27 protein-coding genes and 1 tRNA gene are annotated in these 26,278 nt (G+C 74.5%); 7 read left to right on the forward strand and 21 right to left on the reverse strand.

Features of this window, described 5'->3' with window-relative positions:
- Positions 1 to 170 precede the first annotated feature (170 nt).
- Genes ACZ6KF_RS24115 through ACZ6KF_RS24125 form a run of 3 tightly spaced genes read right to left on the reverse strand, consistent with a single transcriptional unit; the run spans position 171 to position 3,432 of the window.
- The gene (locus ACZ6KF_RS24115; RefSeq protein WP_469239997.1) at positions 171 to 1,616 is read right to left on the reverse strand and encodes a glycosyltransferase; all 1,446 of its coding nucleotides are present in this window, start codon (positions 1,614 to 1,616) and stop codon (positions 171 to 173) included.
- Positions 1,613 to 3,067 (reverse strand): glycosyltransferase, encoded by a 1,455-nt coding sequence (locus tag ACZ6KF_RS24120; RefSeq protein ID WP_469177497.1) that lies wholly within the window; start codon positions 3,065 to 3,067, stop codon positions 1,613 to 1,615. Before ACZ6KF_RS24120 ends, ACZ6KF_RS24115 begins: the two co-directional genes overlap by 4 nt.
- Before the next feature lie 8 nt (positions 3,068 to 3,075).
- A complete protein-coding gene (locus ACZ6KF_RS24125) occupies positions 3,076 to 3,432 on the reverse strand; it encodes a phosphopantetheine-binding protein (protein ID WP_469159677.1) in 357 nt (118 codons plus the stop codon).
- A gap of 610 nt (positions 3,433 to 4,042) precedes the next feature.
- Here ACZ6KF_RS24125 and ACZ6KF_RS24130 point away from each other — a divergent pair.
- Positions 4,043 to 5,104, forward strand: coding sequence for a lysylphosphatidylglycerol synthase transmembrane domain-containing protein (locus ACZ6KF_RS24130; protein WP_469239999.1), 1,062 nt, complete (start codon positions 4,043 to 4,045; stop codon positions 5,102 to 5,104).
- 66 nt (positions 5,105 to 5,170) lie between these two features.
- Here the strand turns inward: ACZ6KF_RS24130 and ACZ6KF_RS24135 are convergent, their stop codons facing one another.
- The 3 genes from ACZ6KF_RS24135 to ACZ6KF_RS24145 form a co-directional block, all read right to left on the reverse strand.
- Positions 5,171 to 5,917 (reverse strand): cobalt-precorrin-6A reductase, encoded by a 747-nt coding sequence (locus ACZ6KF_RS24135; protein ID WP_469177500.1) that lies wholly within the window; start codon positions 5,915 to 5,917, stop codon positions 5,171 to 5,173.
- A gap of 46 nt (positions 5,918 to 5,963) precedes the next feature.
- On the reverse strand, positions 5,964 to 6,749 hold the full coding sequence (locus ACZ6KF_RS24140; RefSeq protein WP_356631073.1) for a sulfite exporter TauE/SafE family protein: 786 nt from the start codon (positions 6,747 to 6,749) through the stop codon (positions 5,964 to 5,966).
- A gap of 299 nt (positions 6,750 to 7,048) precedes the next feature.
- Positions 7,049 to 8,236, reverse strand: a complete 1,188-nt coding sequence (locus ACZ6KF_RS24145) for a thiolase family protein (protein ID WP_356631069.1) — start codon at positions 8,234 to 8,236, stop codon at positions 7,049 to 7,051.
- A gap of 190 nt (positions 8,237 to 8,426) precedes the next feature.
- Here ACZ6KF_RS24145 and ACZ6KF_RS24150 point away from each other — a divergent pair, with 190 nt between their 5' ends.
- From ACZ6KF_RS24150 to ACZ6KF_RS24160, 3 genes are all read left to right on the forward strand, one after another.
- The gene (locus tag ACZ6KF_RS24150) at positions 8,427 to 8,672 is read left to right on the forward strand and encodes a WhiB family transcriptional regulator (protein ID WP_356631067.1); all 246 of its coding nucleotides are present in this window, start codon (positions 8,427 to 8,429) and stop codon (positions 8,670 to 8,672) included.
- A gap of 39 nt (positions 8,673 to 8,711) precedes the next feature.
- Positions 8,712 to 9,191, forward strand: a complete 480-nt coding sequence (locus ACZ6KF_RS24155; protein WP_356631065.1) for a Dps family protein — start codon at positions 8,712 to 8,714, stop codon at positions 9,189 to 9,191.
- Positions 9,192 to 9,693: 502 nt separating this feature from the next.
- Positions 9,694 to 10,500: an SAM-dependent methyltransferase gene (locus tag ACZ6KF_RS24160; protein WP_469159680.1), complete on the forward strand. Its 807-nt coding sequence runs from the start codon at positions 9,694 to 9,696 to the stop codon at positions 10,498 to 10,500.
- A gap of 125 nt (positions 10,501 to 10,625) precedes the next feature.
- Here the strand turns inward: ACZ6KF_RS24160 and ACZ6KF_RS24165 are convergent, their stop codons facing one another.
- Positions 10,626 to 11,867, reverse strand: a complete 1,242-nt coding sequence (locus tag ACZ6KF_RS24165) for an amidohydrolase (RefSeq protein WP_356631061.1) — start codon at positions 11,865 to 11,867, stop codon at positions 10,626 to 10,628.
- 194 nt (positions 11,868 to 12,061) lie between these two features.
- On the opposite strand from ACZ6KF_RS24165, the gene ACZ6KF_RS24170 reads away from it, so the two are divergent.
- Positions 12,062 to 13,390, forward strand: a complete 1,329-nt coding sequence (locus ACZ6KF_RS24170; protein WP_469240001.1) for a serine/threonine-protein kinase — start codon at positions 12,062 to 12,064, stop codon at positions 13,388 to 13,390.
- Positions 13,391 to 13,399: 9 nt separating this feature from the next.
- On the opposite strand, the gene ACZ6KF_RS24175 is transcribed toward ACZ6KF_RS24170, so the two are convergent.
- Both ACZ6KF_RS24175 and ACZ6KF_RS24180 read right to left on the reverse strand, forming a co-directional pair.
- The gene (locus tag ACZ6KF_RS24175) at positions 13,400 to 14,332 is read right to left on the reverse strand and encodes a Dyp-type peroxidase (protein ID WP_469240004.1); all 933 of its coding nucleotides are present in this window, start codon (positions 14,330 to 14,332) and stop codon (positions 13,400 to 13,402) included.
- A gap of 159 nt (positions 14,333 to 14,491) precedes the next feature.
- Positions 14,492 to 15,373, reverse strand: coding sequence for a Cof-type HAD-IIB family hydrolase (locus ACZ6KF_RS24180; RefSeq protein ID WP_356631055.1), 882 nt, complete (start codon positions 15,371 to 15,373; stop codon positions 14,492 to 14,494).
- Positions 15,374 to 15,533: 160 nt separating this feature from the next.
- Between ACZ6KF_RS24180 and ACZ6KF_RS24185 the strand changes: the two genes are divergently transcribed.
- Both ACZ6KF_RS24185 and ACZ6KF_RS24190 read left to right on the forward strand, forming a co-directional pair.
- Complete coding sequence (locus ACZ6KF_RS24185; RefSeq protein ID WP_469177514.1) at positions 15,534 to 16,346, forward strand: SAM-dependent methyltransferase; 813 nt, start codon at positions 15,534 to 15,536, stop codon at positions 16,344 to 16,346.
- Positions 16,347 to 16,392: 46 nt separating this feature from the next.
- Positions 16,393 to 16,929, forward strand: a complete 537-nt coding sequence (locus tag ACZ6KF_RS24190) for an NUDIX hydrolase family protein (RefSeq protein ID WP_356631051.1) — start codon at positions 16,393 to 16,395, stop codon at positions 16,927 to 16,929.
- A gap of 92 nt (positions 16,930 to 17,021) precedes the next feature.
- On the opposite strand, the gene ACZ6KF_RS24195 is transcribed toward ACZ6KF_RS24190, so the two are convergent.
- From ACZ6KF_RS24195 to ACZ6KF_RS24250, 12 genes are all read right to left on the reverse strand, one after another.
- Positions 17,022 to 17,095, reverse strand: a tRNA-Pro gene (locus tag ACZ6KF_RS24195).
- A gap of 104 nt (positions 17,096 to 17,199) precedes the next feature.
- Entirely contained in the window at positions 17,200 to 17,559 is a 360-nt protein-coding gene (locus ACZ6KF_RS24200; RefSeq protein WP_356631049.1) for an MmcQ/YjbR family DNA-binding protein, read from the reverse strand.
- Positions 17,560 to 17,589: 30 nt separating this feature from the next.
- The gene (locus tag ACZ6KF_RS24205) at positions 17,590 to 18,111 is read right to left on the reverse strand and encodes a GNAT family N-acetyltransferase (protein WP_469159684.1); all 522 of its coding nucleotides are present in this window, start codon (positions 18,109 to 18,111) and stop codon (positions 17,590 to 17,592) included.
- The gene (locus ACZ6KF_RS24210; protein WP_356631045.1) at positions 18,108 to 18,701 is read right to left on the reverse strand and encodes a helix-turn-helix domain-containing protein; all 594 of its coding nucleotides are present in this window, start codon (positions 18,699 to 18,701) and stop codon (positions 18,108 to 18,110) included. The genes ACZ6KF_RS24205 and ACZ6KF_RS24210 overlap by 4 nt, the downstream gene beginning before the upstream one ends.
- A 34-nt stretch (positions 18,702 to 18,735) precedes the next feature.
- Positions 18,736 to 19,638: a LysR family transcriptional regulator gene (locus tag ACZ6KF_RS24215; protein WP_356637357.1), complete on the reverse strand. Its 903-nt coding sequence runs from the start codon at positions 19,636 to 19,638 to the stop codon at positions 18,736 to 18,738.
- Between the two features lie 49 nt (positions 19,639 to 19,687).
- Entirely contained in the window at positions 19,688 to 20,887 is a 1,200-nt protein-coding gene (locus tag ACZ6KF_RS24220; protein ID WP_469240006.1) for a glycine C-acetyltransferase, read from the reverse strand.
- A gap of 44 nt (positions 20,888 to 20,931) precedes the next feature.
- A complete protein-coding gene (tdh, locus tag ACZ6KF_RS24225; RefSeq protein WP_469177516.1) occupies positions 20,932 to 21,960 on the reverse strand; it encodes an L-threonine 3-dehydrogenase in 1,029 nt (342 codons plus the stop codon).
- 123 nt (positions 21,961 to 22,083) lie between these two features.
- Entirely contained in the window at positions 22,084 to 22,683 is a 600-nt protein-coding gene (locus ACZ6KF_RS24230; protein WP_469240008.1) for a GAF domain-containing protein, read from the reverse strand.
- Between the two features lie 181 nt (positions 22,684 to 22,864).
- Positions 22,865 to 23,500, reverse strand: a complete 636-nt coding sequence (locus ACZ6KF_RS24235; protein ID WP_469159687.1) for a GTP-binding protein — start codon at positions 23,498 to 23,500, stop codon at positions 22,865 to 22,867.
- Positions 23,478 to 23,849 carry a DUF742 domain-containing protein gene (locus ACZ6KF_RS24240; protein WP_356637359.1) on the reverse strand — a complete coding sequence of 124 codons (372 nt, stop codon included), beginning with the start codon at positions 23,847 to 23,849 and terminating at the stop codon, positions 23,478 to 23,480. Before ACZ6KF_RS24240 ends, ACZ6KF_RS24235 begins: the two co-directional genes overlap by 23 nt.
- A 2-nt stretch (positions 23,850 to 23,851) precedes the next feature.
- A complete protein-coding gene (locus ACZ6KF_RS24245; RefSeq protein WP_356637347.1) occupies positions 23,852 to 24,286 on the reverse strand; it encodes a roadblock/LC7 domain-containing protein in 435 nt (144 codons plus the stop codon).
- 95 nt (positions 24,287 to 24,381) lie between these two features.
- Positions 24,382 to 26,184: a sensor histidine kinase gene (locus ACZ6KF_RS24250; protein ID WP_469240010.1), complete on the reverse strand. Its 1,803-nt coding sequence runs from the start codon at positions 26,182 to 26,184 to the stop codon at positions 24,382 to 24,384.
- Between the last annotated feature and the right edge of the window lie 94 nt (positions 26,185 to 26,278).

Consider the following 26,278-nt stretch of genomic DNA (forward strand, 5'->3'; position numbering starts at 1 on the left):
CGGCGGCGGAGACGGTTCGCGGACGGACGGCGTGTGGCGCGGGGCGGCGTCTCGCGGGCGGGCGGGGACGGACGGGGCGGACGCCCTCGCCGTGGCGTGTGGTGGGGCTGCCGCCCGCGGCGAGGACAGGGCGGGCGAGCGGCCGGAAGCGCGCAGATCACGGCCGCCCGTCAGCCGGTGGGCGCTCCTCCGTCCGCCGGCCGCTTCCCCGGCCGCGGCGCGGTCCGTGCCCGGCGGGCCGCCAGCGCGCGCAGCGCCGCCGCCCTCGCGGACGAGGAGCCGGCGTCGCCGGTGGGGACGGAGGTCCGGTCCGGCCGTGGTCCGGCACCCGCTTCCGACACGGTTCCCGGTCCGGATACACCTCCCGGTCCCGACACGGCTCCCGGTCCCGACACGGCTCCGGGGACGGCCGGAGCGGCTCGCCGGGCCGTGGACAGAGCGGTCAGGAAGCGTTCCGGCGCGCCCGGGTCGAGCCCGGCGACGAAGGCGTGCGCCGCCCGCCGGGAGGCTCCCGACCTGGCTCGGTACGCCGTCTCGTCCTCCAGCAGGGTGCGCAGCGCCGTCAGCCAGGGCGTCACGTCCTGCGGCGGGATCACCGGCTCCGGACGTGCCTGGCCGGCCCGCGCCGCGTACCCGGTCACCGGGCGCACCGGCAGCGTCCCGGCCACGCCCAGCTCCGCCTCCGCGAGTCCGCCGACCGCGGAGGCCAGCACGGGGATGCCCCGCAGCTGCGCCTCCACCGCGCTGTAGCCGAAGGTCTCGTCCCACAGCGAGGGCATCAGCAGCACCGAGGTGCGGCTCAGGACGTCGTCGATGTCGTCGACGGGCGCGGTCAGTTCGATGTTGCGGCGACGGCGCAGCCGCTCCAGGTCCGCGGGCTGCGTGCCCCACGTCGGCACGGCCAGGAAGGGCACGTCGGGCAGGGCGTCGGCCAGACCCAGCAGCACCGTGATGCCCTTGTAGCCGCACGGGTTGATCAGCGTGACCGCGCGGCCGTCGGCACCGGCGGCGCCGTGGTCGGGGAAGGGCCCCGGCCCGTAGACGTGCGGGTGGATCAGCACCGAGTCGAGGCCCGCGTGGTCGGCGACGTACCGCTGGGCGGCACGGCTCACCGCGACCACCGCGGCGGCCCGGCGCACCAGCGCCGTCCCGGCCGCGCTGGGGTAGAACGCCCCCGGCCCGAACGGCAGTTGCTGCAGGGTGTGCACGAGGTAGACGACGCGGTCGGGAGTGGCCGCGAGGGCCGCGCCGAGCACCATCAGACCCGGGTCGTCGCTGGGCGTCAGGGTGACGTCGGGGCCGAGGACGCGGGCGGCGGCGCGGATCCGGCCCGGCAGCAGCCAGGGCGAGCGCACGGCGTGCACCTCCACGCCCCCGTACCGGTAGACGACGGCGTCGGGACCGTCGTCCAGCACGGTGGCGCCGCGTTCGCGCAGCGCCGCCACGGCGGCGTCCGGACCGGTCTCCGGGCCGGTGGCGAGCGCGCCGGTCAGCGGGCCGACCACGAGACAGGTGTGACCGCGGCGGGCCAGCTCCTCCATCAGCAGCCGGTTGGAGCGGTTCGCGCCGCCGTGCGAGGGCAGGTGGATGAGGTTCTGGGCGAGCAGGATCTTCACCGGGCCGCTCCGTCGGGGGACGCGGCGGCGCGGGCGGCGCGCAGCCGGGCGTGCAGCCGGGCGCGGTCCGGTGCGGACAGCGTGCGCAGCCGGGCGACGGTGCCCGCCACCGGCCGTTCCAGCGCGGCCAGTTGCCGGGCCGCGGCCACCGCACCGCCCTTTGGGAGGGTGACGTCCGTAACGGGGTGCTGGTCACGGGTGCGGGTGGCCACGGCGGCTCCGTCTGCGGGGACCGGCACCTCGGACGCGCGTTCCCGGGTGCCGTCGCCGACCGTGGCGTCGGGCGCCCGCTCGGCATGACCGGCGCCGGCCGCCACACCGGCGGCCCGCTCGCCGTACCCCTCGTCGGCCGCCGCCGCGACGATGGCCTCCGCCAGTTCCCCGGGCCCCCACCCCTCGGCGGGAGCCACGCGGGCCAGGCCGCGGCGGGCGAGGCGGGCGGCGTTGTCCGGGCGGTCGATGCCGTCGGCCATGACCACCTGCGGGCAGCCGGCCGCCAGCGCCCGCGCACAGGTGCCGATGCCGCCGTGATGGACCAGCGCGGCGGCCCGCGGCAGCACGTCGGCGAACCGGATCCCGGGCTGCCAGCGCACGTTGGGCGGCAGCCGGTCCGGCAGCAGGTCGCGGTGGCGCACCACGAGGGTGGTGGGCAGGCCGGTCAGCCCGGCGGCCTCGGTGAGCGCCGGGTAGTAGCGGGGGTGCAGCATCCGGCCGGTTCCGCCGGTGGCGAGGACGGAACCGGGCGGCGGGGCGCCGGCCTCCCCGGAGACGTCCTGCGCCCCGGCCCTCTCCCCGAGGGCCCGGGACGCGGTGTCCGCGAGGGGGAAGCCCGTCAGCCGCACCCAGTACGGGGAGCGCGGCCCGGCCTCGTCGAACCACCGCGGCCACAGGCCGATCACGGCGTCGCAGGCGTCGAACCAGCGCCGCCAGTCGTCGACGGGAGGCAGCCCCAGGCCGGCCCGCACCTCGGTGAAGCCGGCGACCAGTTCGGTCCCGTAGGTGTGGGCGGCCACGGGCGCCGCCATCACCTGGGTCGGCGCCAGTGCCAGCCAGGCGGCCGGGGCGCCGAGCAGTTCGCCGACGAAGCGCACCGACACACCGGAGGTGTGCCGGCCGACGAGCACCGTCTCGCCGGGACGGTACAGCTCCCGCAGCATCGCGCACTCCCGGGCGATCTGCTCGAACATGCCGTTGCGCCGGTAGAAGCCCTCCCAGCCGAGGCGGCCGGGGGCGGAGCCGAGCAGGCCGGGCGTGTCGGCCAGGGTGCGCTCAAAGGCGGACTCGTCGTCGATGGCCCGGAAGCCGAGACCGGCCGCGACGGCGGCGTCCCGGTAGGGCGCGTGGGTCAGCAGCACCACACGGTGCCCCGCCCCGGCGAGGGCGGCGCCCACCGCCACGAAGGGCAGCACGTCGCCGTCGCTGCCGTGCGTCACCAGCAGGAAGAGGGACATCCGCCCGCCTACGCCGGCTCGGCGCCGACGCCACCGCCGGCGCCGGTGGAGTCCGCCAGCAGGGCGCTGAGCTCTTCCTCGCTCATGCCGTCCAACTCGGCTTCCAGGGCGCGCAGTTCGTCGGCGTCCAACGCGCCCAGCAGCAGCTCGTCCACCGCGGCGGCGGCGCCGCGCACGGTGAAGCCCTCGGTGAACAGGCGGTCGAGGGGCAGTTCCACGCCCCAGGTGTCCTGCACCCCGGCGAGCATCCGGACCAGGTTCAGCGAGGTGCCGCCGGCCGCGAAGAAGTCGGTGTCGACGTCTTCGGGTGCGGTGCCCAAGGCCTCGGCCCACAGGGCCGCCACGCACTCCTCGGTCGGCGTCATCGGGCCCCTCCGCCCACTAGGGAACGGACACGGGCGTACGGGACGTCCATCGTGGTTCTCCTTGCGCACTTGCACATGACTGACAGAGGGGTCCGCCGGCGGAACCGGCCGGGCCCGCGACGTACCGATGCGTGGGGGGAGTCGTGCAGCTGGAAAGAGAGACCGGGGAGTCGACTGCTCACCCGGGGCCGTTCCCTGAAGTGGGAGCGCTCCCACGATGGCCCAAAGCATTTCCCCCGTCCCGCCGACGGTAGTTCAGCAGCGGCCCGTCGGGCCTGTCAATGCGTACGCAAGGGGAAATTGGGCCACAGGCGACCGCGATTGGCCGGTCGCACCCCCGTCGCGTCCCCTGGCCCGGGCGGCGGAGGCCGCAGGCAACTGCATGGCAACGGGAGGGGGCAGGGGGAGGGGAAGGGGGAAGACACAGGCCACGTGCAGCGGACGGCGGAGGCCGCAGGCGGCGTTCTTGCGCTGACGGCTGACGACGCTTCGGCTGCAGGACACCGTATGGTCACACCGGACGGGCACGTTTCGGCCGTCCCCGCTTGACTCGCCTGGCATGCGTCCGCCTCCCCGCCCCCGGACGCGATGCGAAAGGACGTCGTACGCCGTGTCCCTGCTTCGGTCAGCGGCCCTCCCCCAGCCGCTCCCCGCCCCCGCCGCCGCCCCGGGCGGCCTGCCCACCCCCGCTCCCGCTCCCGTCTCCGTCCGGGTTCGCGGTCCGCTGCGCTCCCCCGTCGTCTCCAGGCTCGCCCGGCACGCCTTCGCCGTGCTTCCGCTGCTGGTCATCGGGGCCTGGGCGGTGGTCGACTGGCCGTCCATGCGGGCCGGCGCGGCCCGGCTGGCCGGGGCCGAACCGGGCTGGCTGCTCGCCGCGTTCGGGTTCACCTGCCTCGGCTGGGTGGCCGCCGCGCTGAACCGGCAGGGCGCCATACCGGAACGGCTCCCGCCCGGACTGCTGCTCGCCTCGCAGTTCGCGGCCGGCGCCGCCAACCACGTCCTCCCGGCCAGCATCGGCGCGCACGCCGTCACCCTGCGCTTCCTTCAGGCCCAGGGCATCCCGCTCGCCCGGGGCACCGCCTCGCTCGCCCTGTACTCGCTGGTCAGACCGGTCGCCAAGACGATGGTCCTGCTCGTGTTCCTGATCGCCTTCCCCGGCATGCTGCGCCTCGGCGCCCTGATGCCGGACGACCGCACGCTCCTCGTGGTCGCCGCCTCGGTGCCGGCCGCCGGGGCCGCGGCGGCCGTACTCCTGACGACCGTGCCCGCCCTGCGCCGCCCGACCGCGTCCTTCCTGCGCACCGCCCTCACCGACGCGCGGGTCCTGCACACCCGCCCCAGCCGAATCCTCGCCCTGTGGGGCGGGGCCGCCGCCACGCCGCTGATCCAGGGCAGCGTGATCGCCACGGTCGGCTTCTCGCTGGGGCTGCCACTGAGCTGGGCGCAGGTGGTGTTCGCGCTGCTCGTCGCCAGCACCGCGGTCGGCGCGGTCCCGGCGCCGGGCGGCATCGGGCCGGTGGACGCGGCGCTCGTCTTCACGATGGTGGCGTTCGGCGCGCCGGTGGGCCTGGCGACGGCGACCGTCGTGGCCTACCGGGTGGTGACGGTGTGGGTGCCGCTGCTGCCGGGCGCGCTGGTCCTGTCGGCGCTGGTGCACCGGAAGGTGCTGTGACGGAGGGGCGGTGAGGGAGGGACGGTGAGGGAGGGGCGGTGACGAGAGGCGCGGTGACGGAAGGCTTCAGTCCAGGCCCAGCCGGCGCAGGACGCCCGTCGTGTCCGGTTCGGCGGTCAGACCGGGCGGCAGCGGCGGCCGGCGTACGACGACGACGGGCAGGCCCTGGGCGCGGGCGGCCGTGAGCTTCGCGGCCGTCGCCGCTCCCCCGCTGTCCTTGGTGACCAGGACGTCGATGCGGTGCTCGCGCAGCAACGCGGACTCGCCGGCGACGTCGAACGGCCCGCGGGCGAGCAGCACCCGCGTGTCCGGCGGCAGCGGCGGCTCGGGCGGATCGACGGACCGTACGACGAAGTGCAGGCCGGCGAGGTGGGCGAAGGCGGCGAGGCCCAGCCGGCCGGTGGTGAGCAGGACCCGGCGGCCCAGGCGGGGCAGCAGTGCGGCGGCGGCGTCCAGGGAGGCGACCGGATGCCAGTCGTCCCCGGGGGCCGGCCGCCAGCCCGGCCTGCGCAGCACCACGGCCGGCACGCCGGTCAGCGCCGCCGCCCTCGCCGCGTTGGCCGTGATCGTCTCGGCGAAGGGATGGGTGGCGTCCACGAGGGCGTCCACGTCGTGCGCGCGCATCCACTGGGCGAGCCCCTGCGGCCCGCCGAAGCCTCCGACGCGCACCTCACCGGGGAGCGCCCCCGGCCGGGTCACCCGGCCCGCCAGCGAGGTCGTCACCCGCACGTCCGGCCGCGCGGACAGGGCGGCGGCCAGTTCACGGGCCTCGGTGGTGCCGCCGAGGATCAGGACGTGGGGGGACGGGGACATGGAGGTGAGCGTACGCCGACGGGATCTCACGGTCGGGGGAGCGTCGTCACGGCAACAGCAGCTGCACGCCGCCCACGACCGTCGCCGCGATCACGAGTTGTTCGAACAGTCGCTGGTTGATGCGGTTCACAGCCCACTTGCCGACCACCGCACCAGGCACGACGAACAGCACGAGTGCGGCGTCCAGCAGCAGCGAGCGGCCGTCGATCAGGCCCAGCCCGACGCTGAACGGCACCTTCGACACGTTCACGACCAGGAAGAAGAACGCCGACGTCCCCAGGAACCCCAGCTTCCGGAACCCCGCCGACAGCAGGTACAGCGACATCACCGGCCCGCCCGCGTTGGCGACCATCGTCGTGAAGCCGCCCAGGACGCCGTACGACCGCGCCTTGATCCGGCCGGCCGCGGTGGCCACCTCCTCCGGCTCGGGCTCCGGTTCCCCAGCCGTCCCGGCCCGCCGCCGGCGCCACACCGTCACGCCCGCCATCAGCAGCAGGATCGCTCCGATCGACCTGCGGACGACGTCGTCACCGGCCCACATCAGGAAGACCGTGCCGAGGACGACCCCCGCCCCGACAGCCGGGAACAGCCGCCACAGCGTGGGCCAGTGGGCGTGCCGCCGGTAGGTGGCGGAGGCCACCACGTCCCCGGCGATCAGCAGCGGAAGCAGTACGCCGGTGGAGGCGCGGGCCGGAAGCACCGCCGCGAAGATGGCGAGGCTGACCGTGTTGGCGCCGCTCACAGCCGTTTTCGAGAAGCCGACGAGAAACACGGCGAGGGCGAGGGCGGCGAACTGCCAGCCGTTGATGTTCCAGAGCGTCATCGTGTCCATGCGGACACTCATGCTAGGCGTATGCGATCAACGCCTGATCAGCACCGCACCGACCGCCGCATCAGTGCCGTACACCGCCGCCCGGCCGGCACCGCACCCACCGCCGGTTCCGCGCCGTATCGCCGCCCCACCAGCGCCGTACCCACCGCCGGATCCGCGCCGTATCGCCGCCCCACCAGCGCCGCACCCCCCGCCGGATCCGCGCCGTACCGCCGCCCCACCAGCGCCGCGCCCACCGCCGGATCAGCGCCGCACCGGCAGCGGGGCAAGCGCCGCATCCGCCCCCGCCCCGCTCCCGTTCACGCCCGCTCGACGAGCACCGCGCTGCCCTGCCCCACGCCCACGCACATCGTCGCCAGCCCCCGCCCCGCGCCGGTGCGGCGCATCCGGTGCAGCAGCGTCGTCAGGATGCGGGCGCCGGAGCAGCCCAGCGGATGGCCGAGGGCGATCGCGCCGCCGCTGGGGTTGACCAGCTCGGGGTCGAAGCCGAGCTGCTCCACGCAGGCGAGGGCCTGTGCCGCGAACGCCTCGTTGAACTCGGCCTCCTCGACGTCCCCCACCTCCCAGCCGGCGCGCGCCAGCACCTTCCGCGTCGCCGGGACCGGGCCGATGCCCATCACGTCGGGGTGCACCCCCGCGGAGGCGCCGGCGACATAGCGGCCGAGGGATACGAGACCGAGATCGTTCAGGGCCTCCTCGCTGACCAGCAGCAGACCGGCCGCGCCGTCGTTCATGGGAGAGGCGTTGCCCGCGGTCACCGTGCCGCCCGGCCGGAAGACCGGCTTCAGACTCGCCAGCTTCTCGTACGAGGTGTCCTCCCGGACGCACTCGTCGCTGTCGACGATCACCCCGTCCGGGCGTTCCACCGGCAGGAGTTCCGCGTCGAAGTGGCCGTTCTTGCGGGCGTCGGCGGCGAGCCGGTGGCTGCGCAGGGCGAACTCGTCCTGCCGCTCGCGCGGGACGCCGTACCGTTCGGCGACCTCCTCGGCGGTCTCGCCCATGGACAGCAGGCCGTGCAGATCCTTCATCGCCGGGTTGACCAGCCGCCAGCCGAGCCGGGTGTCGGCGGTCTCGATGCGGTGCGGCAGGGCCTCGTCGGGGCGGGGCAGCACGAAGGGGGCGCGGCTCATCGACTCGGAGCCGCCGGCGAGGACGACGTCGGCCTCGCCGGCCGCGATGGTGCGGGCGGCGGCGGTGACGGCTTCCAGCCCGGAGGCGCACAGGCGGTTGACCGTGGCGCCGGGCACGGATTCGGGGAGCCCGGCGAGCAGGGCGGCCATGCGGGCGACGTTGCGGTTGTCCTCGCCCGCCTGGTTGGCGGCGCCCCAGTAGACGTCGTCGACGCGGGCGGGGTCGAGCGCCGGCACGTCGGCGATCAGGCCGCGGATGACGGTGGCGGCGAGATCGTCGGGCCGCACGCGGGACAGGGCTCCGCGCAGTTTGCCGATGGGGGTGCGGCGGGCTGCCGCGAAGTGGACGGGACGCACGACGGGACTCCCTCGGGGCTGACCGGGTGACCGGGGTGACCGGATGGTCGGCAGAGTGTTAATTAGCACCGCTAGTTTGCTTCCTGGGACTATAGTCCGCCGCCCGTCCGCCTGGAAAGGACCCCGCACCCGCCCCGTCCGGCGAGACGCGTGGTGTTTACACCGGTTCGCCCGGGGCACCCGCGCTCGCATGGAGTGGTTGCGGAGCGCCGCCTGTGTGGACGAGGACCCCGAACTTTTCTTCCCCGTGGGTACCACCGGACCCGCACTGCGGGACGTCGCCGCGGCCAAGCGCGTCTGCGCCCGGTGCGCGGTGACCGCCGAGTGTCTGCGCTTCGCGCTGAGCAGCGGGCAGACCTCGGGCGTGTGGGGCGGAACGGCCGAACACGAACGCGCCGCACTGCTCCGCCACTCCAGGGCGTCCAGCACGACCTGAGACCGGACGTCCCGCACGATACGAGGAGAGACACGCACCATGACCGTCGTGAGAAGCACGCTGCCCGACGACGCCCGCCGGGTCGCCTGCGACGCGCTTCAGGAAACCCTGGTGGACCTGCTCGGGCTGTCACTGACCGGCAAGCAGGCGCACTGGAACATCGTGGGCCCGCGTTTCCGTTCCATCCACTTCCAGCTCGACGAACTCGTCTCGAGCGCCCGGAGCTTCGCCGACACCGTGGCGGAGCGGGCCGCGGCCCTGGGCGTGCCGCCGGACGGCCGCCCCGAGACCATCGCCGCCGCCTTCGCGCTGCCCGGCCCCAAGGACGGCTGGCTGCGCGACGAGGAGGTCGTGCGGCTGATGGTGGAGTCGCTGGACGAGGCGATCGGGCGGCTGCGCAAGCGGATCGAGGCGACCGAGAAGCCGGATCCGGTCACGCAGGACCTGCTCATCTCCATCACCGCCGACCTGGAGAAGGCGCGGTGGATGTTCGAGGCGGAGAACTTCCCGCGCGAGTGAGATCGCGAGCGCGGCGCGCAGACGGACGTCGCGAACGAGCCCGCGCCCGAGCAGACGCGAAGGCGTCACGAGCCGATGTCGCTGGGCCATGATCCGTTGAAGTCGTGACCGAAGCGGTCGTCACCGCCCGGACGGTCGCAGTCCGCGGGCCGGTCGCCGTCGCGGCCGCGCGGGCCCCGCACGGGGCGGACCCGCGCGCCCCGCGGCGGGCGGCAGGCCCCGAACACTCCCCCAAGCGGGGGACAATGGCCGGAAGCGACACCGTCCGCGCGTGACAGGACTCTCCACGGCCCGCAGCGGCCGAGTCTCCCCCACCCCTCGACCGGCGTGGTGAGGCCCGCCGACAGGACGCCGAACCGGCAGTCCGCGCCGCCCCGTCGCCCCGTGCCGCACCGGCCGCGGAGGTGGCCGAAGACAGTCTCCGCCCCGGCGCATGATCGTGTCAGACTGCTCGAACCCCAGGCCCGGCGCACCGCCGGGCAGTCGAGCAGAGGAGCTCCGCGTGACCGGGACCCGGCCGGCCGTCCACATCGACACCACGAAGCCGCATCCGGCGCGGGTGTACGACTGGTACCTCGGCGGCAAGGACAACTACCCGGTGGACGAGCAGCTCGGCCGGCAGATCGCGGCCATCGACAGCGGCGCGCCGCGGGCCGCGCGCAGCAACCGCTGGTTCATGCAGCGCGCCACCCGGCTGCTGGTGCGCGACGGCATCCGCCAGTTCCTGGACATCGGTTCGGGCATACCGACCGAGCCCAACATGCACCAGATCGCCCAGGCCGTCGCGCCGGACGCGCGGGTGGTGTACGTCGACAACGACCCGATCGTCCTCGCCCACGCCGCCGCCCTGCTGCGCGGCACCCCGGAGGGCCGGACGGAGTACCTCCAGGCGGACGCCCGCGATCCGCACGCCATCCTCGAAGGAGCGGCCCAGGTCCTCGACCTCGGCCGGCCGGTCGCGCTCTCGCTGATCGCGCTGATGCACTTCATCGCGGACGAGGACGGCGCCTACGACCTGGTCGACACGCTGGTCGGCGCGCTCGCGCCGGGCAGCTGTCTGGTGCTGTCGGCGATGACGGCCGACTTCGAGCCGGAGAACGTGCGGCGCGGCATCGCGGCGTACACGGCGAACGGGGTCACCCTGGTGGCCCGCTCGCGTGACGAAGTGGGCCGTTTCTTCAAGGGACTGGAGCTGCTGGAGCCCGGTGTCGTGTCCGTGCGTGACTGGCGGCCCGACCTCGCGGGCGACGAGTCCGACATCGGCCCGGCGCCGGTGTCGCTGTACGGCGCGGTGGGCCGCAAGCCGTGACGGCCCCGCCCTTGCGGGTGCCCGCGCCCTGAGCCCCTGGGCCGCCCCGGCCTCGACGGCACCCCGGCCTCACGAACCCCGGCTCCGAAGGCCTCCGTCCCTCGCCTGACGGCCCCCGCCCCGGTTCAGCCCAGCCGGGCCAGCGCCGCCGACACCAGCGTCCGCGTGCCCGGCAGGAGCACGGCGAGGTCGGGAGCGAAGCGAGGGCTGTGGTTGCTGGGCACGTTGTCCAGCTTCTCCGTCAGGTCCGCCCCCGGCGCCGCCTCCCAGACGCCGGCCGGGGTCGTGGTCACGAACCAGAAGTCGTAGGGGACGCCCTCGGGCGCGAGGAGGGAGAAGTCCTCGCTGCCCATCGCCGGGCCGAAGTCCAGCACCGCTCCCTCGCCCAGGAGCCCGCGGTGGACGGCCGCGATGTGCTCGTCGAGGGCGGCGTCGTTGACGGTGTTGGGGCAGCCGGGCCGCACCGTGACGGTGGGCGGTGCGGGGCATCCGGCGGCCTGGCACTCGCCGGTCACGATCCGGTGGACCGCGGCGAGGACGTCCTCGCGCACCCGGGCGTCCTGGGTGCGCAGGTTGAGGGAGAGCCGGGCCTCGTCGGGGATGACGTTGCCCCGGGTGCCGGCGTGGAAGCAGCCCACCGTGAGGACGGCCGACCGGGCGGCGGCGACCTCCCGCGAGACGACGGTCTGCAGCCGCGTGACGATGAACGCGCCGGTGACGACCGGGTCGACCGTGGTCTCGGGGCGCGAGCCGTGACCGCCGCGGCCGTGCACGACGACCTCGATGTCGTCGGACGCCGACATGATCAGGCCGGGTGTGTGCGCGACGAACCCGGCGAGTCCGGGTGCGGCGTGCTGGCCGAACAGCGCGTCGGGACGCGGGAAGCGCGTGTGCAGCCCGTCCGCGACCATCGCCGCGGCTCCCCCGCCCGACTCCTCGGCGGGCTGCCCGATCACCACCACCGTCCCGGACCACGTCTCCCGTCCGGCGGCGAGCGCCTCGGCGGCGCCGGCCAGCCAGGTGACGTGCAGGTCGTGTCCGCAGGCGTGCATCACGCCGTCGACGGTGGAGGCGTACTCCAGCCCCGTCGCCTCCGGCACGGGCAGCGCGTCCATGTCGCCGCGCAGCCAGACGACCGGCCCGTCCCCGTTGGCCAGGACGCCGACCACGCCGGTGCGGCCGACGTTTTCGGCCACCTCGTAGCCCGCGGCGCGCAGCCGGGCGGCCAGCAGGCCCGCGGTGCGGTGTTCCTCGAAGGCGAGTTCGGGGTGGCGGTGCAGGTCCCGGTAGAGCTGCTCCAGCGCGTGGGGCCGCACGTCGGCGGTGATGTCCCGCGCGAGATCCGCCGCTGCCTGCGGTTCCCTCATGCTGCTTCCTTCCCTCGACCGCGGTTGGCTGGGACGCGTCGTGGCACGCCCGGCGGAGCACCGCGCGATCATGACCGCGTCCGGCTGCCGGTACGCTGTGGCAGCCGCGGCATCTTCCCATCATCACCGGCGCGGACGCGGTGAGTTGCGGCCCGCGGCGTCATGAGGTCACACAGCTTGAGGATGAACGACAGGTGCTCATAGCGGGCCGGTACCGGCTGCAGGATCCCATCGGGCGGGGCGCGATGGGCGAGGTCTGGCGGGCGTACGACGAGACGCTCGGCAGAGCGGTGGCGGTGAAGCTGCTCCTGCCCCAGGACTCCGACCCCACCGCCTCCTCCCGGTTCCGTCTGGAGGCGCAGACCGCGGGCCGGCTGCATCACCCGTACGTGGTGGGCGTGCTGGACTTCGGGTCGTACGAGGACCGGCTGTTCCTCGTGATGGAGCTGGTGGACGGCGACAGTCTGGCGCGGCTGCTCGCCGGGTCCGGTCCGCAGTCCGCCGAGCGGGTGGCCCGGATGGCGGCGCAGGCCGCGGCGGGGCTCGCCGCCGCCCATCAGCAGGGCATCGTGCACCGCGACATCAAGCCGGCCAATCTGCTGCTGGACGCCGACGGCACGCTGAAGATCGGCGACTTCGGCATCGCCCGTTTCCTGGACGACCCGGCCGCCGCGCTCACCGCGACCGGGCAGATCGTGGGCACGAGCCTGTATCTGGCGCCCGAGCGCGCCCTGGGCAGGCCCGCGGGTCCGGCCAGCGACGTCTACTCCCTCGGCTGCGTGCTCTACCAGCTCCTGACCGGCGTGCCGCCGTTCCGTGCCGACACGCCGATCGCGATCCTGCATCAGCATCTGGACGCCGTCCCCGTGCCGCCCCGGCAGCTGGGCGCCGACGTGCCGCCCGCCTTCGAGAGCTATCTGCTGGGCCTGCTGGCCAAGCAGCCAGAGCACCGGCCCACCGCCGCCGAGGTCGCCGAGTGGTTCGCCGGCGGCGCCTGGCAGGGCCGTCCCGAGCCGCTCCCGGCCGCCGCACCGGCTCCGGCCGCGGTCCCCCCTGCCGCCCCGGCGCCGACCACCGCACCGCCGCGGCCGGCCGCCGGGGCCGGACCGGCGACGACGTATGCGCTCCCGTCCCCCTCGCGGGGCCGTGGCCGGTCCGCCGCCGCCCCGGCCGTCACCCCGCGGCGGGTGGCCGCGGCAGCCGCCGCGGTCGCCCTGTTCCTGGGCGCGATGCTGGCGGGCAGGGCGTGGTTCGCCCCGGACGGGACCGCGACGGAGGGCTCCCGCACGGACTCCACCGGTACCTCTGCCCCGGCGAGCCCCTCACCCGGCGCATCGGCCCCGGCGACCCCGTCGTCCTCCCCCACGCCGGTCTCGGCCCCGACGCTCTCCTCCCCGACGCCGGCCCCCGAGGACGACGGCGGGCACGACGGCGGGCACGACGGCGGCAAGGACGACCGGAGCGGAAAGGGCGGCAAGGACCCCGGGAAGGGCGAGGACCGGGAAGAAGAGGACGACGACTGACGCGCCCGCCTACGCCGACGCCCGCAGGAAGTCGGCCGGCGGGACGAAGAAGCGGGTGCCGGTGACGGCCCGCGAGTAGTCCAGCAGCGGATCGGGGCCCGCGTCGTCCGCGCCGAGGTACATGCGCTCCAGCATCGTCTCCGTCACCTCCGGATCACGGGAGAGGGCGAGGAAGTACGTGCCGAACTCGCCGTGCCCCGGTCTGCCGAACGGCATGGCGGCGCGCACGATCCGCAGCTCGGCGCCGTCCGGCCCGAAGACGCTGTTGACGTCCTTGTGGGAGCCGGGCGCGTCGAGTTCGACGTTGGTCTGCTTGGTGCGGCCGATCACCTTCTCCTGGGTCTCCACCGGCAGGCTCTCCCAGGCGTCCACGTCGTGCAGGTACTTCTGCACGACCGCGTAGCTGCCCCCGCGGAAGTCCGGGTCCTCGTCGCCGACGAGGGCCGCGTCGGCGGCGTCGGGTCCGACGGGGTTCTCGGTGCCGTCGACGAAGCCGAGGAGGTTGCGGGCGTCGTAGTAGGCGAAGGCGTGTACCTCGTCCTCGACGACGGCCACCCCGCGCAGCCGCTTCATGATCTCGGCGGCGAGCGCGAAGCACAGGTCCGCCCGGGCCGCCCTGACGTGGAAGAGCAGGTCCCCCGGGGTGGCGACGGCGTGGTGGCGAGGCCCCTTCAGCTCGCGGAAGGGGTACAGCCGGGCCGGGCGGGGCCCGGTGAACAGCCGGTCCCAGGCGTCCGACCCCACCCCGGCCACGCAGGACAGGCGTCCGTCGGGGTACGGGAAGCCGAGTGCGCGTTCCCAGCCGGCGAGCCCCGCCAGCACGTCCCGGGCCGTCCTCTCCCCGCCCGGTGCGACGGACACCACCAGGAACACGGCTGCGCTGGTCATCGGGTTCAGCACGGGCTGCGGCTGCCCGCCGGCCGAGGATGTCGGCGACGACATGGCTCCCCTCCCTGTGGGACACGACGCAACGGCCCGGACGGCCGATGGGCCCCTGACACCCTGCCCGTGAGAACCGGCCATGACACGGTCGCAGTCCCGGCGCACGGATGCCCGCCGTGCGCGCCCCGCGCGCCGCTCGTCCGGGTGACCGAGGGGCGGTCAGCCGTCCGCGCCCGGCAGCCCCAGCACGCGCCTTACGGTGCGCAGCACGCCGTCGTCGTTGTTGGAGGGCGCGAGGTGGCGGGCCCGCCGGACGACGTCGGGGTGGGCGTTGGCCATCGCGAAGGACCACTCGGCGGCGTCGAGCATCTCCAGGTCGTTGAGGTAGTCGCCGAACACCATGGTCTGGGCGGGCGTGATGCCCAGTTCCCGCTGGAGGCGGCGGACGGCCGCCCCCTTGTCGGCGGTCCGGTTCATGATGTCGACCCAGTGCTCGCCGGAGACGACGACCTGGTGGGTGGCGGTGAAGGCGGCCAGCGCCGGCGCCGTGGTCCGCTCGACGGGGCCGAAGTCGTAGAGGGCGACCTTGAGGATGTCGTCGTCGACGGCGGTGACGTCGGGGACGACGCGCAGCTCCACGTAGTACCGGCGCACCTCGGCCAGGAAGGCCTCGTCGGCGCGCTCGACGTAGGCGGAGCGCTTGCCGCAGACGACGGCGCCCACGTCGACGCCGTCGGCGGCGAGCCGCCGCACCGCCGCCACCACCTCGGTCCGCGCGGCGGGATCCAGCGGGTCGGAGCTGAGTTCGACGCCGTCGCGCACCACGTAGGTGCCGTTCTCCGCGATGAAGACCATGCCCTGCGACGCCCGCCGGAACTCGCGCGCGAGGGTCGCGTACTGGCGGCCGCTCGCCGGGCTGAACAGCACCCCGCGCTCCGCCAGCTGCTCCAGCACCTCCCACAGCCCCGCCGGGGGCTGCTTGGCGTCGTCGAGGAGGGTGCCGTCCATGTCGGTGACGACCAGCCTGATGTCGGCGGGACCGGCGGGCCGGCCGGAGTCGGCGGGGGCGACGGCGGTGAGGGGCGCGTGCGAGAAGGGCATGTCCTGCTTCCTCCGGGTGAACGGCTGTCCACCCTACCGGTGCCGTCCGGCGCGCCCGTGGGCCGTCCCGCTCACCGGATTGCCGGGACAGAGTGATCACCGGGGCGGCACAATGGCCGGTGAGGGGCGGTCCCGGCAGGGGGCGGCAGAGGAGGACGACGTGAGCGAGGCCCACACCGACGCGGAGGGATCGGCACGGCTGAACACCTCGGTGGCGCACAACGCCCGGGTCTGGAACTTCTGGATCGGCGGCAAGGACAACTACGAGGTGGACCAGCGGGTCGGCACGCACGTCGCGTCGATGTTCCCGCTCGTCCGGGACATCGCCCGCGCCGACCGCGACTTCCTCGGCCGGGCGGTGCGGCATCTGGCGGGCGAGCGCGGGGTGCGGCAGTTCCTCGACATCGGCACCGGGCTGCCGACCGCCGACAACACCCACGAGATCGCGCAGCGCGTCGCGCCCGACGCGCGGATCGTGTACGTCGACAACGACCCGATCGTGCTGCTGCATGCCCGCACCCTGCTCACCGGCACGGCCGAGGGCCGCACCGACTACATCGACGCCGACGTGCACGACCCCGACGCCATCCTGGAGCGGGCCGGCGGCGTGCTGGACCTGTCGCGTCCCGTGGCGGTGATGATGCTCGGCATCCTCAACTTCGTCCTGGACACCGACGAGGCCCGCCGCATCGTCCGCCGGATCATGGACGCGGTGCCCTCCGGCAGCTTCCTGGTGCTGACGCATCCGACCTTCGAGCCCGACCTGGGCGGCGAGGGTCAGATTCCGGCCATGAAGTTCTGGAACGAGAACGCCACTCCGCCGATCACCGCCCGCGGCCGCGCCGACGTCGCCGCGTTCTTCGACGGCCTGGAACTGCTGGAGCCGGGTCTGGTGTCGTGTGCGCAGTGGCGCGCCGGACTTCACGCGCCGGTGGTGGTGCCGCAGTTCGGCGCGGTCGCCGTCAAACCCTGACACGGACGGGGAGCAGTCCGGACGACACCGAAAGTATGATCAAGCAATGTCTGACATGACCGAAACCACGCCCGGTTGGCTCACGCCCGACGAACTCGAACTGGCCCGCGCCCGTATGCCCATCCTGTACGTCGAGGCCGTGCCGGTGCGCGTCGACGACAGCGGCGAGGTCACCAGCATCGGCCTGCTGCTGCGCATCGGACCGGACGGCACGGTCAGCCGCACCCTGGTCTCCGGCCGCGTCATGCACCACGAGCGCGTCCGGGACGCCCTGCTGCGCCACCTGGAGAAGGACCTCGGCCCGGTCGCCCTCCCCCGCATCCCGGCCTCGCTGCAGCCCTTCACGGTCGCCGAGTACTTCCCGACGCAAGGCATCACGCCGTACCACGACCCGCGTCAGCACGCGGTGTCCCTGGCCTACGTCGTCCCGGTGACCGGCGACTGCCGGCCCCGGCAGGACGCCCTCGACCTGGTGTGGTTCGACCCGCACGAGGCGGCGTCCCCCCAGTTGCACAGCGAGATGCCGGGCGGACACGGGGTCCTGCTCAAGCAGGCGCTCGCCCATGTGGGCCTCACCTTCTGAGCCCCGGAACCTTCTGAGACCGGGGCCGGGAACCGGGCCCGGAACGCGTTCAGCGGGTCCGCCGACATCGGCGGACCCGCTGAACAACACCGTCGGGACGACAGGATTTGAACCTGCGACCCCTTGACCCCCAGTCAAGTGCGCTACCAAGCTGCGCCACGTCCCGGTGCCGTCTGACCTGGGGTTTCCCCCGGCCGAACGCGCAGGGAAACAATACCGCACTCCGGTCGGTGATCGCGCACGGCTTTGTCCGCGCGGAGCCCGGGGCCCTCACTCCCCCGGCGGCAGCCCCAGGCGGGGGTGGGCCTCCAGCAGCCGGGTCGGGGCCGCCTGGCGCCAGGAGTCGGCGAGGATGGCCCGCAGCTCGTCCTCGTCGTCCAGGGCGGCCAGGCGGGCCCGCACCCAGGCGAACTGGGACTCGTGGTCGGCGATCCAGAACTTCCCCGGCTCGGCCAGCACCAGCTCGTCGCGCTCCTCCTTGGGACAGCGCACGGCCATGGAGGTCTCGTCCTCCGGGAGGGTGGCGAACATCTTCCCCGCGACCCGGAACGTGGGCATGCTCCAGGCGATCTTCTCCGTCGTGTCCGGCAGGGACAGGGCGATACGACGTACGTCTTCGGCATCCGGCATGATCGGCACCGTAGCGGCAGGCACTGACACTCACCCCGCGGGCAGGTGTTTGTAGTACAGCGTGGTGGGGCGCAGCACGCCGGACGGGTCCGCCGCGTAGTCGGGGATCGTCCCGGCCCTGGTCCAGCCGGCGCCGCGGTAGAGGCGTTCGGCGGGGCTGCCGGTCTCGGTGTCCAGGTGGAGCAGGGTCATCCCCAAGGCGGCGGCCGCGCCTTCCGCGGTGTCCAGCAGCCGGCGGCCCAGTCCGCGCCCGCGGGCGTCCCGGTGCACCATCAGCTTGACCAGCTCCGCGCGGTGCCGGCTGTTGGGCTTGTCCGGGAAGACCAGGCTCACCGTGCCGACGACCCGCTCCCCGTCGTACGCCGCCCACACCGCGCTCTCCCCGGCGGCCACGGCGCGGGCCCGCCCCTGCCACCAGGCGACGGCGTCCGCCCGCGCGAGCGGCGCGAGGAACCCGACGGAGGCGCCGCCGGCGACGGTGTCGACCAGCAGATCGGCCAGCTGTTCGACGCGGTCGAGCACCCGCGTCGCGTCCAGCGCGGTCACGGTCACGGCAGCACCACCGCCAGCGCGTACCGTGCGGCGCCGGGTCCGGCGCACCGGAACCGGGTCGGCCCCCACACGCGCAGCCGCAGGCAGTCGCCGGCGTCGAGGCGGTGCTCGACGTCCTGCGCGGTCACGGCGAGGGTCCCGTCCAGGACCCAGATGTGCTGTTCCAGGCCGGGGACGGGCGGCCGGTCGTAGGCGATGTCGGCGCCGGGTGCGAGCCGTCCCTCGACGAGTTCGCCGCGCAGCCCGGAGTGCGGCGGCGACACGGACCGCCGTACGAAGCCGGAGGCGCGGTCCTCCCACACCTGCTGGTCGGCGGCGCGCACCAGCGGCTCCGGTTCGGCCTCGACCTCGCCGAGGAGGCGGGACATGGTGCGGCCGTAGACGGCGCAGAGGCGGTTCAGCACGGCGGCCGTGGGGCTGATCTCCGCGCGCTCGGCACGGGACAGGGTGGAGCGGCTGACACCGCTGCGCTCGGCCAGTTCCCCCAGCGACCAGCCGCGCTCGGCCCGCAGCTCGGCGAGGCGCGCGCCCAGCCGGGCGTCGACGTCGGGGAGGGGAGCGCCGGGGGAATGAGGATCGGCGTGTCTCATATCCGGGATGTTATCCCGGATATGAGACACGCCGCTAGGCTGCCGCCGCTTCCTCCAGCGCCGTCACCACCGGGCGGATCAGCGGGTGCGCCTCCGCGCCGCGCCGGACCGCCGCGAACACGCGGCGGGTCGGGGCCACTCCGTCGACGGGGCGGACGACGACGCCCGTGAGGTCCATGCCGCGCAGCGCCGAGCGCGGGACGAGGGCGACTCCCGCGTCGGCCGAGGCAAGGGCGACGACCGCGCGGAAGTCGTCCGAGGAGTGGGCGAGCAAGGGCTGGAATCCGGCGTTCTCGCAGGCCAGGACCACCACGTCGTGGCAGGGGTTGCCGGGGTACGGCCCGATCCAGGGGTCCTTCGCCAGCTCGGCCAACGGGACCTCGGGGGCCTCGGCGAGGCGGTGGGCGACGGGGACGACCGCGTCGAACGGCTCGGCGTACAGGGGGACGTGGGTCAGGCGCGGGTCGTCGGCGGGCGGGGCCCCGCGGTACTCCACGGCGACGGCGACGTCGACCTGCCGGTCCAGCACCATCGGCAGGCTGGCGTCGCCCTCGGCGTCCCGGACGCGGATGCGGATGCCGGGCGCGGTCCGGGCGAGGCGGGCCACGGCCGGGGCGACGACCAGGGCGATGCCGGTCGCGAAGGAGGCGACGGTGACCGTGCCGGCCTCGCCGGAGCCGTAGGCGGCCAGCTCGGCCTCGGCCCGCTCCAGCTGGGCGAGGACCGCGTGGGTGTGGCGCAGCAGGATCTCGCCGGCCGGGGTGAGCCGTACGCCCTTGGCGCCGCGCTCGACCAGGCGGTGGCCGGTCTCCTGCTCCAGGGCGGTGAGCTGCTGGGAGACGGCGGACGGGGTCAGGTACAGCGCGGCGGCAGCCGCCGTCACCGTGCGGTGGTCGGCCACCGCACGGAGGATGTGGAGCCGCCGCGCTTCGATCATGCGAACGATTATCGCAATATGTCCGGGACCGTCCGCCCGCCCCTCCGGATCAGCCCTCCCCCTCCAGCGCGGCCCGCGCGGCCACGAACGCCTCCACCGCGCGGTCGACGTCCTGCGGGGAGTGCGCGGCGGACAGCTGGACCCGGATGCGGGCCCGGCCCTGCGGCACGACCGGGTAGGAGAAGCCGATGACGTAGACGCCCCGCTCCAGCAGCAGCTCGGCCATCCGGCCCGCCTTCGCCGCGTCGCCGATCATGACGGGCGCGATGGCGTGGTCGCCGGGGAGGATGTCGAAGCCCTCCTCGGTCATCCGGCGCCGGAAGCGGGCCGTGTTGTCGGCGAGCCGCACCCGCAGGTCGTCGGCCGTCTCCAGCAGGTCCAGCACCTTGAGGGACGCCGCGGCGATCACCGGGGCGAGGGTGTTGGAGAACAGGTACGGGCGCGAGCGCTGGCGCAGCAGGGCGACGATCTCGGCGCGGGCGGCGACATAGCCGCCGGAGGCGCCGCCGAGTGCCTTGCCGAGGGTGCCGGTGAGGATGTCGACGCGGTCCATGACGCCGTGCAGTTCGGGCGTGCCGCGTCCGCCGGGGCCGACGAAGCCGACGGCGTGCGAGTCGTCGACCATGACCATGGCGTCGTAGCGCTCGGCGAGGTCGCAGATCTCCCGCAGCGGGGCGACGTAGCCGTCCATGGAGAAGACGCCGTCGGTGACGACGAGCCTGCGGCGCGCGCCGGAGGCGTCCTTCAACTGCTGTTCCAGGTCGGCCAGATCGCGGTTGGCGTAGCGGAAGCGGCGGGCCTTGGACAGGCGGATGCCGTCGATGATGGAGGCGTGGTTGAGGGCGTCGGAGATCACCGCGTCCTCGGGGCCGAGCAGGGTCTCGAAGACGCCGCCGTTGGCGTCGAAGCAGGAGGAGTACAGGATCGTGTCCTCCTGGCCGAGGAACGCCGACAGCCGTGCCTCCAGCTCCTTGTGGACCTCCTGGGTGCCGCAGATGAAGCGGACGGAGGCCATGCCGTAGCCCCAGCGGTCCAGGGCCTCGTGGGCGGCGGCGAGCACCTCGGGGTGGTCGGCGAGGCCGAGGTAGTTGTTGGCGCAGAAGTTGAGGACCTCGCCGGGCCGGCCACCGGCGGTGACGTTGACGGTCGCCGACTGCGGTGTGCCGATGACGCGTTCGGGCTTGTGCAGTCCGGCGGCGCGGATCTCGTCGAGGGCGGCGCGCAGGTCGTCGCGCACGGAGTCGAACATGGGAAGCTCCAAATCTCCTGGAAGTCTGCCGGCGGGACCGGGACTCACGTGGTCCAGTCGAGGATGACCTTGCCGCCGCGTCCGCTCGCCGCGTCGGCGAACGCCGCCTCGAAGTCGCGGTAGCCGTAGCGGCCGGTGATGACGGGGGCGAGGTCGAGGCCGCCCTCCAACAGGACCGACATCGCGTACCAGGTTTCGTACATCTCCCGGCCGTAGATGCCCTTGATGGTGATCATCGAGGTGACGATACGGGCCCAGTCGACCGGGAACTCCTCGGCGGGCAGGCCCAGCATCGCGATCCGGCCGCCGTGCGTCATGTTGGCGATCATGTCCCGCAGGGCCTCCGGCCGGCCGGACATCTCCAGGCCGATGTCGAAGCCCTCGCGCAGCCCCAACTCCCGCTGCCCGTCGGCGATCGACGCCGACGACACGTCGAGGGCGAGGCTCGCGCCGATCTTGCGGGCCAGTTCCAGGCGCTCCGGGCTGACGTCGGTGACCATGACGTTGCGGGCGCCCGCGTGCCGGGCGACGGCCGCCGCCATCAGGCCGATCGGGCCCGCGCCGGTGATCAGCACGTCCTCGCCGACCAGCGGGAAGGACAGCGCGGTGTGCACGGCGTTGCCGAACGGGTCGAAGATGGCGGCCACATCGAGGTCCACCGGCGTGCGGTGCACCCACACGTTGGACGCGGGCAGCACGACGTACTCGGCGAACGCGCCGTGGCGGCCGACCCCGAGCCCGACCGTCGCCCGGCACAGATGGCGCCGCCCGGCGAGGCAGTTGCGGCACTTCCCGCACACGAGGTGGCCCTCGCCGCTGACCAGGTCGCCGCGCTCGACGTCGGTGACGTCCCGGCCGGTGTCGACGACCTCGCCGACGAACTCGTGTCCGAGGACGAGCGGCGTGGTGATCGTCTGCCGGGCCCAGCCGTCCCACGCCCGGATGTGCAGATCGGTGCCGCAGATGCCGGTGCGCGCCACCTTGATCAGTACGTCGCCGGGTCCGACGGTGGGCTCCGGGACGTCGCGGAGCCACAGTCCGGGCTCCGCCTTCTCCTTGACCAGCGCCTTCAACGCTACGGCTCCCGAGGTGAGGCCCGGCCGCGGGGCACGCCGAGGGCGCCCGCGGTCAGGGCGAGGGGTGAGATCACCTGGCAATCTGCCGTATCGCGCGGGTCCCGGTCCATCGAGGATTTCTTAAGCGCCGCCCCAGGTTTCCTTCACACCCGGCGGCTCCCGCCCCGCCAGACCTTCCAAACCAAGGGCCAGATCGGCGGCCGTGGCCTTGATGGTGTCCAGGCCGGTCCTCCCCCAGGCCCGCGGCGTCACATCGGCGACGCTGACCGTGCCGAGCACCATGCCGGTGGTGTCGATGAGCGGCGCGCCGAGATAGGAGTGGACGCCGTACTCGTCGACGACCGGGTTGCCCGCGAAGCGCGGGTAGTCACGCACGTCCTCCAGGACCAGTGCCTTTCCCCGGGCCATGACGTGGGGGCAGTAGCCGTGGTCGCGGGGGAGGAACCGGCCGAGCACGGGCCGGCTCCCGTCCTCCTTGACGACGGGACCGACCGCGGGCGCGTGCAGCCCGGCGAGGAACTGACCCGTGTCGTCCGGGAAGTTGACCATCGCGTACGGCGTCCCGGTCAGGGCCGCGAGGCGGGCGGCGAAGGCGTCGAGACCGGGGGTGGGGCGCTGTGCGAGCCCCAGGGCGCGCAGCCGCCGGGTGCGGGCGGGGGCGTCCTTGTCCTCCGGGGTGACGAGCAGGCGGCCGGCCGGGCGGGGCGGGTCGTAGCTCATGGCCGGGTCACGGATCGGAGGGGGGCGGGTCGGGGATGGGTCGCAGGCGTCATGTGCGGCTCCGGGAGGCGTGTCGGCGGCGGGCGCGGGAGTGGTCGGGGTGAGTGCGGGGGCGGTCGGGCGGGTGCGGGGGCGGTTCGCGTGGACGCAGGGGTGGTTCGGGTGGGTGACAGGGCCGAGGTCATCGGTGGGCGCCGTGGGTCGGCGCGGGGGTGGCGGGGGCGTGGGCGATGAGGTGCCGGACCAGGGTCAGCAGGGTCTCGACGCCGGAGGCGGAGATCCGGGCGTCGCAGCGGACGACCGGGATGCCCGGCTGGAGGTCGACGGCGGCGCGCACCTCCTCGGGGTCGTAGCGGTGGGCGCCGTCGAACTCGTTGACGGCGACGATGAAGGCGAGCCCGCGTTCCTCGAAGAAGTCGACCGCGGCGAAGCAGTCCTCCAGGCGGCGGGTGTCGGCGAGGATCACCGCGCCGAGCGCGCCCTCGGACAGCTCGTCCCACATGAACCAGAACCGCTCCTGACCGGGGGTCCCGAACAGGTAGAGGACGTGGTCCCGGTCGAGGGTGATCCGGCCGAAGTCCATGGCGACCGTCGTCTCGACCTTGTTCTCGACGCCCTCCAGGCTGTCGGTGGCCGCGCCGGCCGTGGTGAGCAGTTCCTCCGTGCTCAGCGGCGCGATCTCGCTGACCGCGCCGACGAACGTCGTCTTGCCGACGCCGAACCCGCCCGCGACCAGGATCTTGAGCGCGGTCGGGAAGAGGTCGGGGGCGGGGGCTGACGCGGGGGCGTAACGGTCAGAGCTGTCGTCGTAGTCCATCGAGCACTGCCTCCAGAAGGGCCCGGTCGGAGGGGGTGTGGTGGTGCACGGGGGGCTTGGTGGTGAGCGCCCCCCAGTCCAGGAGGTCCGCCAGCAGCACCTTGGTGACCGCCGCGGGCAGCTTCAGGTGGGCGGCGACCTCGGCGACCGAGACGGGCGCGAGGCACAGGTCGAGGGCCTGCGCGTGCTCCGGGCCGAGGTGCCCGAGGGGGGTGGCCCCGGTCGCCATCACCTGCGAGATGAGGTCGAGCGCGACGGTGGGACGGGTCCGGCCCTCGCTGACCGTGAAGGGGCGGACCAGCCGTCCGGCCGCGTCGTCGAGCCAGGGCCCCTCGCCGGCCGCCACCACGCTCAAGACCTCGTCACCGTGGGTGCGGCCACCGGCTGCCGGGGGGCGGTCGCCAGATACGGGCGGACGCTCTTGACCAGCATGGCCATCTCGTAGCCGAGCACCGCGGCGTCGGCCTCGCGGCCGGCCAGCACGGCCAGACAGGTGCCGGAGCCGGCGGTGGTGACGAACAGCAGGGTGGAGTCGAGTTCCACGACGACCTGCCGCACCTCGCCGCCGTCGCCGAACCGGGCGCCGGCGCTGCGGCCGAGGGAGTACAGCCCGGAGGCCAGGGCGGCCATGTGGTCGGCGCTGTCCGGGTCGAGGCCGTGCACCGACCTCACCAGCCCGTCGCAGGACAGGAGCACGGCGCTGGTGGTGTGCGGGACGCGTTGCACGAGGCCGCTCATCAGCCAGTCGAGATCGGATGCATGGCCGGTGGGGGCGTCGGTCGCCATGGGGGTTCGACTCCTTGGGGTACGGGGGTGTGCGGGCGCTGGGGCGGGAGGTGCGGCGGCGAGGGAGGCCGGGGCTGCGGCGGGCGCGGCGGCGGTCATGCGGGCGGGGGACTCCCGTCGTCCGCCCGCTGCCGGGCTTCGGCGAGACCGATGCCGCGCTGGAAAGCGGCCATGAGCCCGGGGTCGTGCCCTGCGGGCTGGTCGTCGTCCTGCCGGGGCGCCGGACCGCCGCGCAGTTGGGGAACGAGATGCTCCTGGGCACGCCGACGGGGCAGCCGGGGCTTGCCGATGGTGCCGCGGACCACGAGGGCGGGGGCATCGGCCTCCTGGCGCCGGGGCTGCGGATGCGGCTGGGCCCGGGCCTGGTCCACCGGTTCCGGCCGGGGCGGGCCTTCCGGTGCCGGGGGCTCGTCCCGGGTCCAGGGCTCGGGACGGGCCTGGGGCTCGGACCGGGTCGAGGGCTCGGACCGGGTCGGGGGCTCGGACCGGGTCGAGGGCTCGGTCCCCGGCTGGTCCGGGGGCTGGAGCTCGGCCGGGGTGTGGTGGGGCCGTGCCGGGTGCGGTGGGTCGTCGTGGCCGCCCCGGACGGGCAGCGGCACCGGTTCCGCGCCGTCCGCGACGGGGCCGGGGCGGCGGTGGGATCCGACGGGCGGCGCGTCGCCGGTCGCGCCCTGCGGACGCCCCGCGCCCGCCGTCGTACCGAGTAGCGCCTGGGGTACCACCAGAACGGCCTGCACACCGCCGTAGATGTTGGTCTGCAGCCGCACCGTGATCCCGTGCCGCTTGGCCAGCTGGGACACCACGAACAGCCCGATCCGCCCGTCCGCGAGCAGCCGCGCCACGTTGACCTGGTCGGGGTCCGCGAGCAGGTCGTTCATGCGCTCCTGCTCGTCCGCCGGCATGCCGAGCCCCCGGTCCTCGACCTCGACGGCGAGCCCGGAGGTGACGAGGCCCGCTCGCAGCAGCACCTGGGTGTGCGGGGCGGAGAACACCGTGGCGTTCTCGATGAGTTCGGCGAGCAGATGGATGACGTCGGCGACGGCGTGGCCGCGCAGGGCGCCCTCGACGGGCGGCACCAGCTTGATCCGGGCGTACTGCTCCACCTCGGCGATGGCCGAGCGCAGCACCTCCGTCATGGAGACGGGGTTGGTCCACTGCCGGCGGGCGCCGGCGCCGCCGAGCACGGCGAGGTTCTCGGCGTGGCGGCGGATGCGGGTGGCGAGGTGGTCGACGTGGAAGAGGCCCTTGAGCAGGTCGGGGTCCTCGGTCTCGTGCTCCAGGTCGTCCAGGATGGCGATCTCGCGGTGCACCAGCGACTGCAGCCGCCGGGCGAGGTTGAGGAAGACCTCCAGCTTCTGCTCGCTGCCCGCCCGGCTGGACAGCTGCGCGGCCTGCACGACGGCGGTGACGGCCCCCTCGTGGACGCGGGCCAGATCGGCGGCGAGCAGCTCGAACTCGTCGGCGTCCTCGGGCGGGCCGCCGCGCGTCTTGCGCCGGGGCGGGGTCTCGCCGCGCCGCAGCGTCTCCACGAGGGCACGCAGTTCGGCCTCCCGGCGTGCGCCCGCGCGGCGCAGCGCGCCGACGCGCTCGTACACGGAGCGCACGGCCCGGTCGGCGGCGACCGCGGCGATCAGGATGCCCGCGAGGGCGACGCAGCCCGCTCCGGCGAGCACGCCCCACAGCGCCGGGCCGGTGCGGGCCCCGGTGGAGCGGACGGTGAAGAGCACGGCCGCGCAGGCGCTGAGGGCGACGGCGACCGGGGGGAGGACGGCGAGGCGCAGGAGCTGGGGCCGTATGGGGGTCTCGGCCGGCGAGGGTGCGGTGCGGGCGGCCGGCCGGCCGTGCCGTCCGCCCTCGCGGCGGTCTGCGCGTGCGGCCGGTGCGCGGAGGTGAGACATCGGCGTCCTCGTACTGGTCCGTCGTTCGGGGCATGCGGCATCGCCGCGCCGGACGACGGGACGGACGCGTGGTCGCAGCCCTGCGTCGCCCGGC

Source organism: Streptomyces sp. NPDC046379, assembly GCF_055587785.1.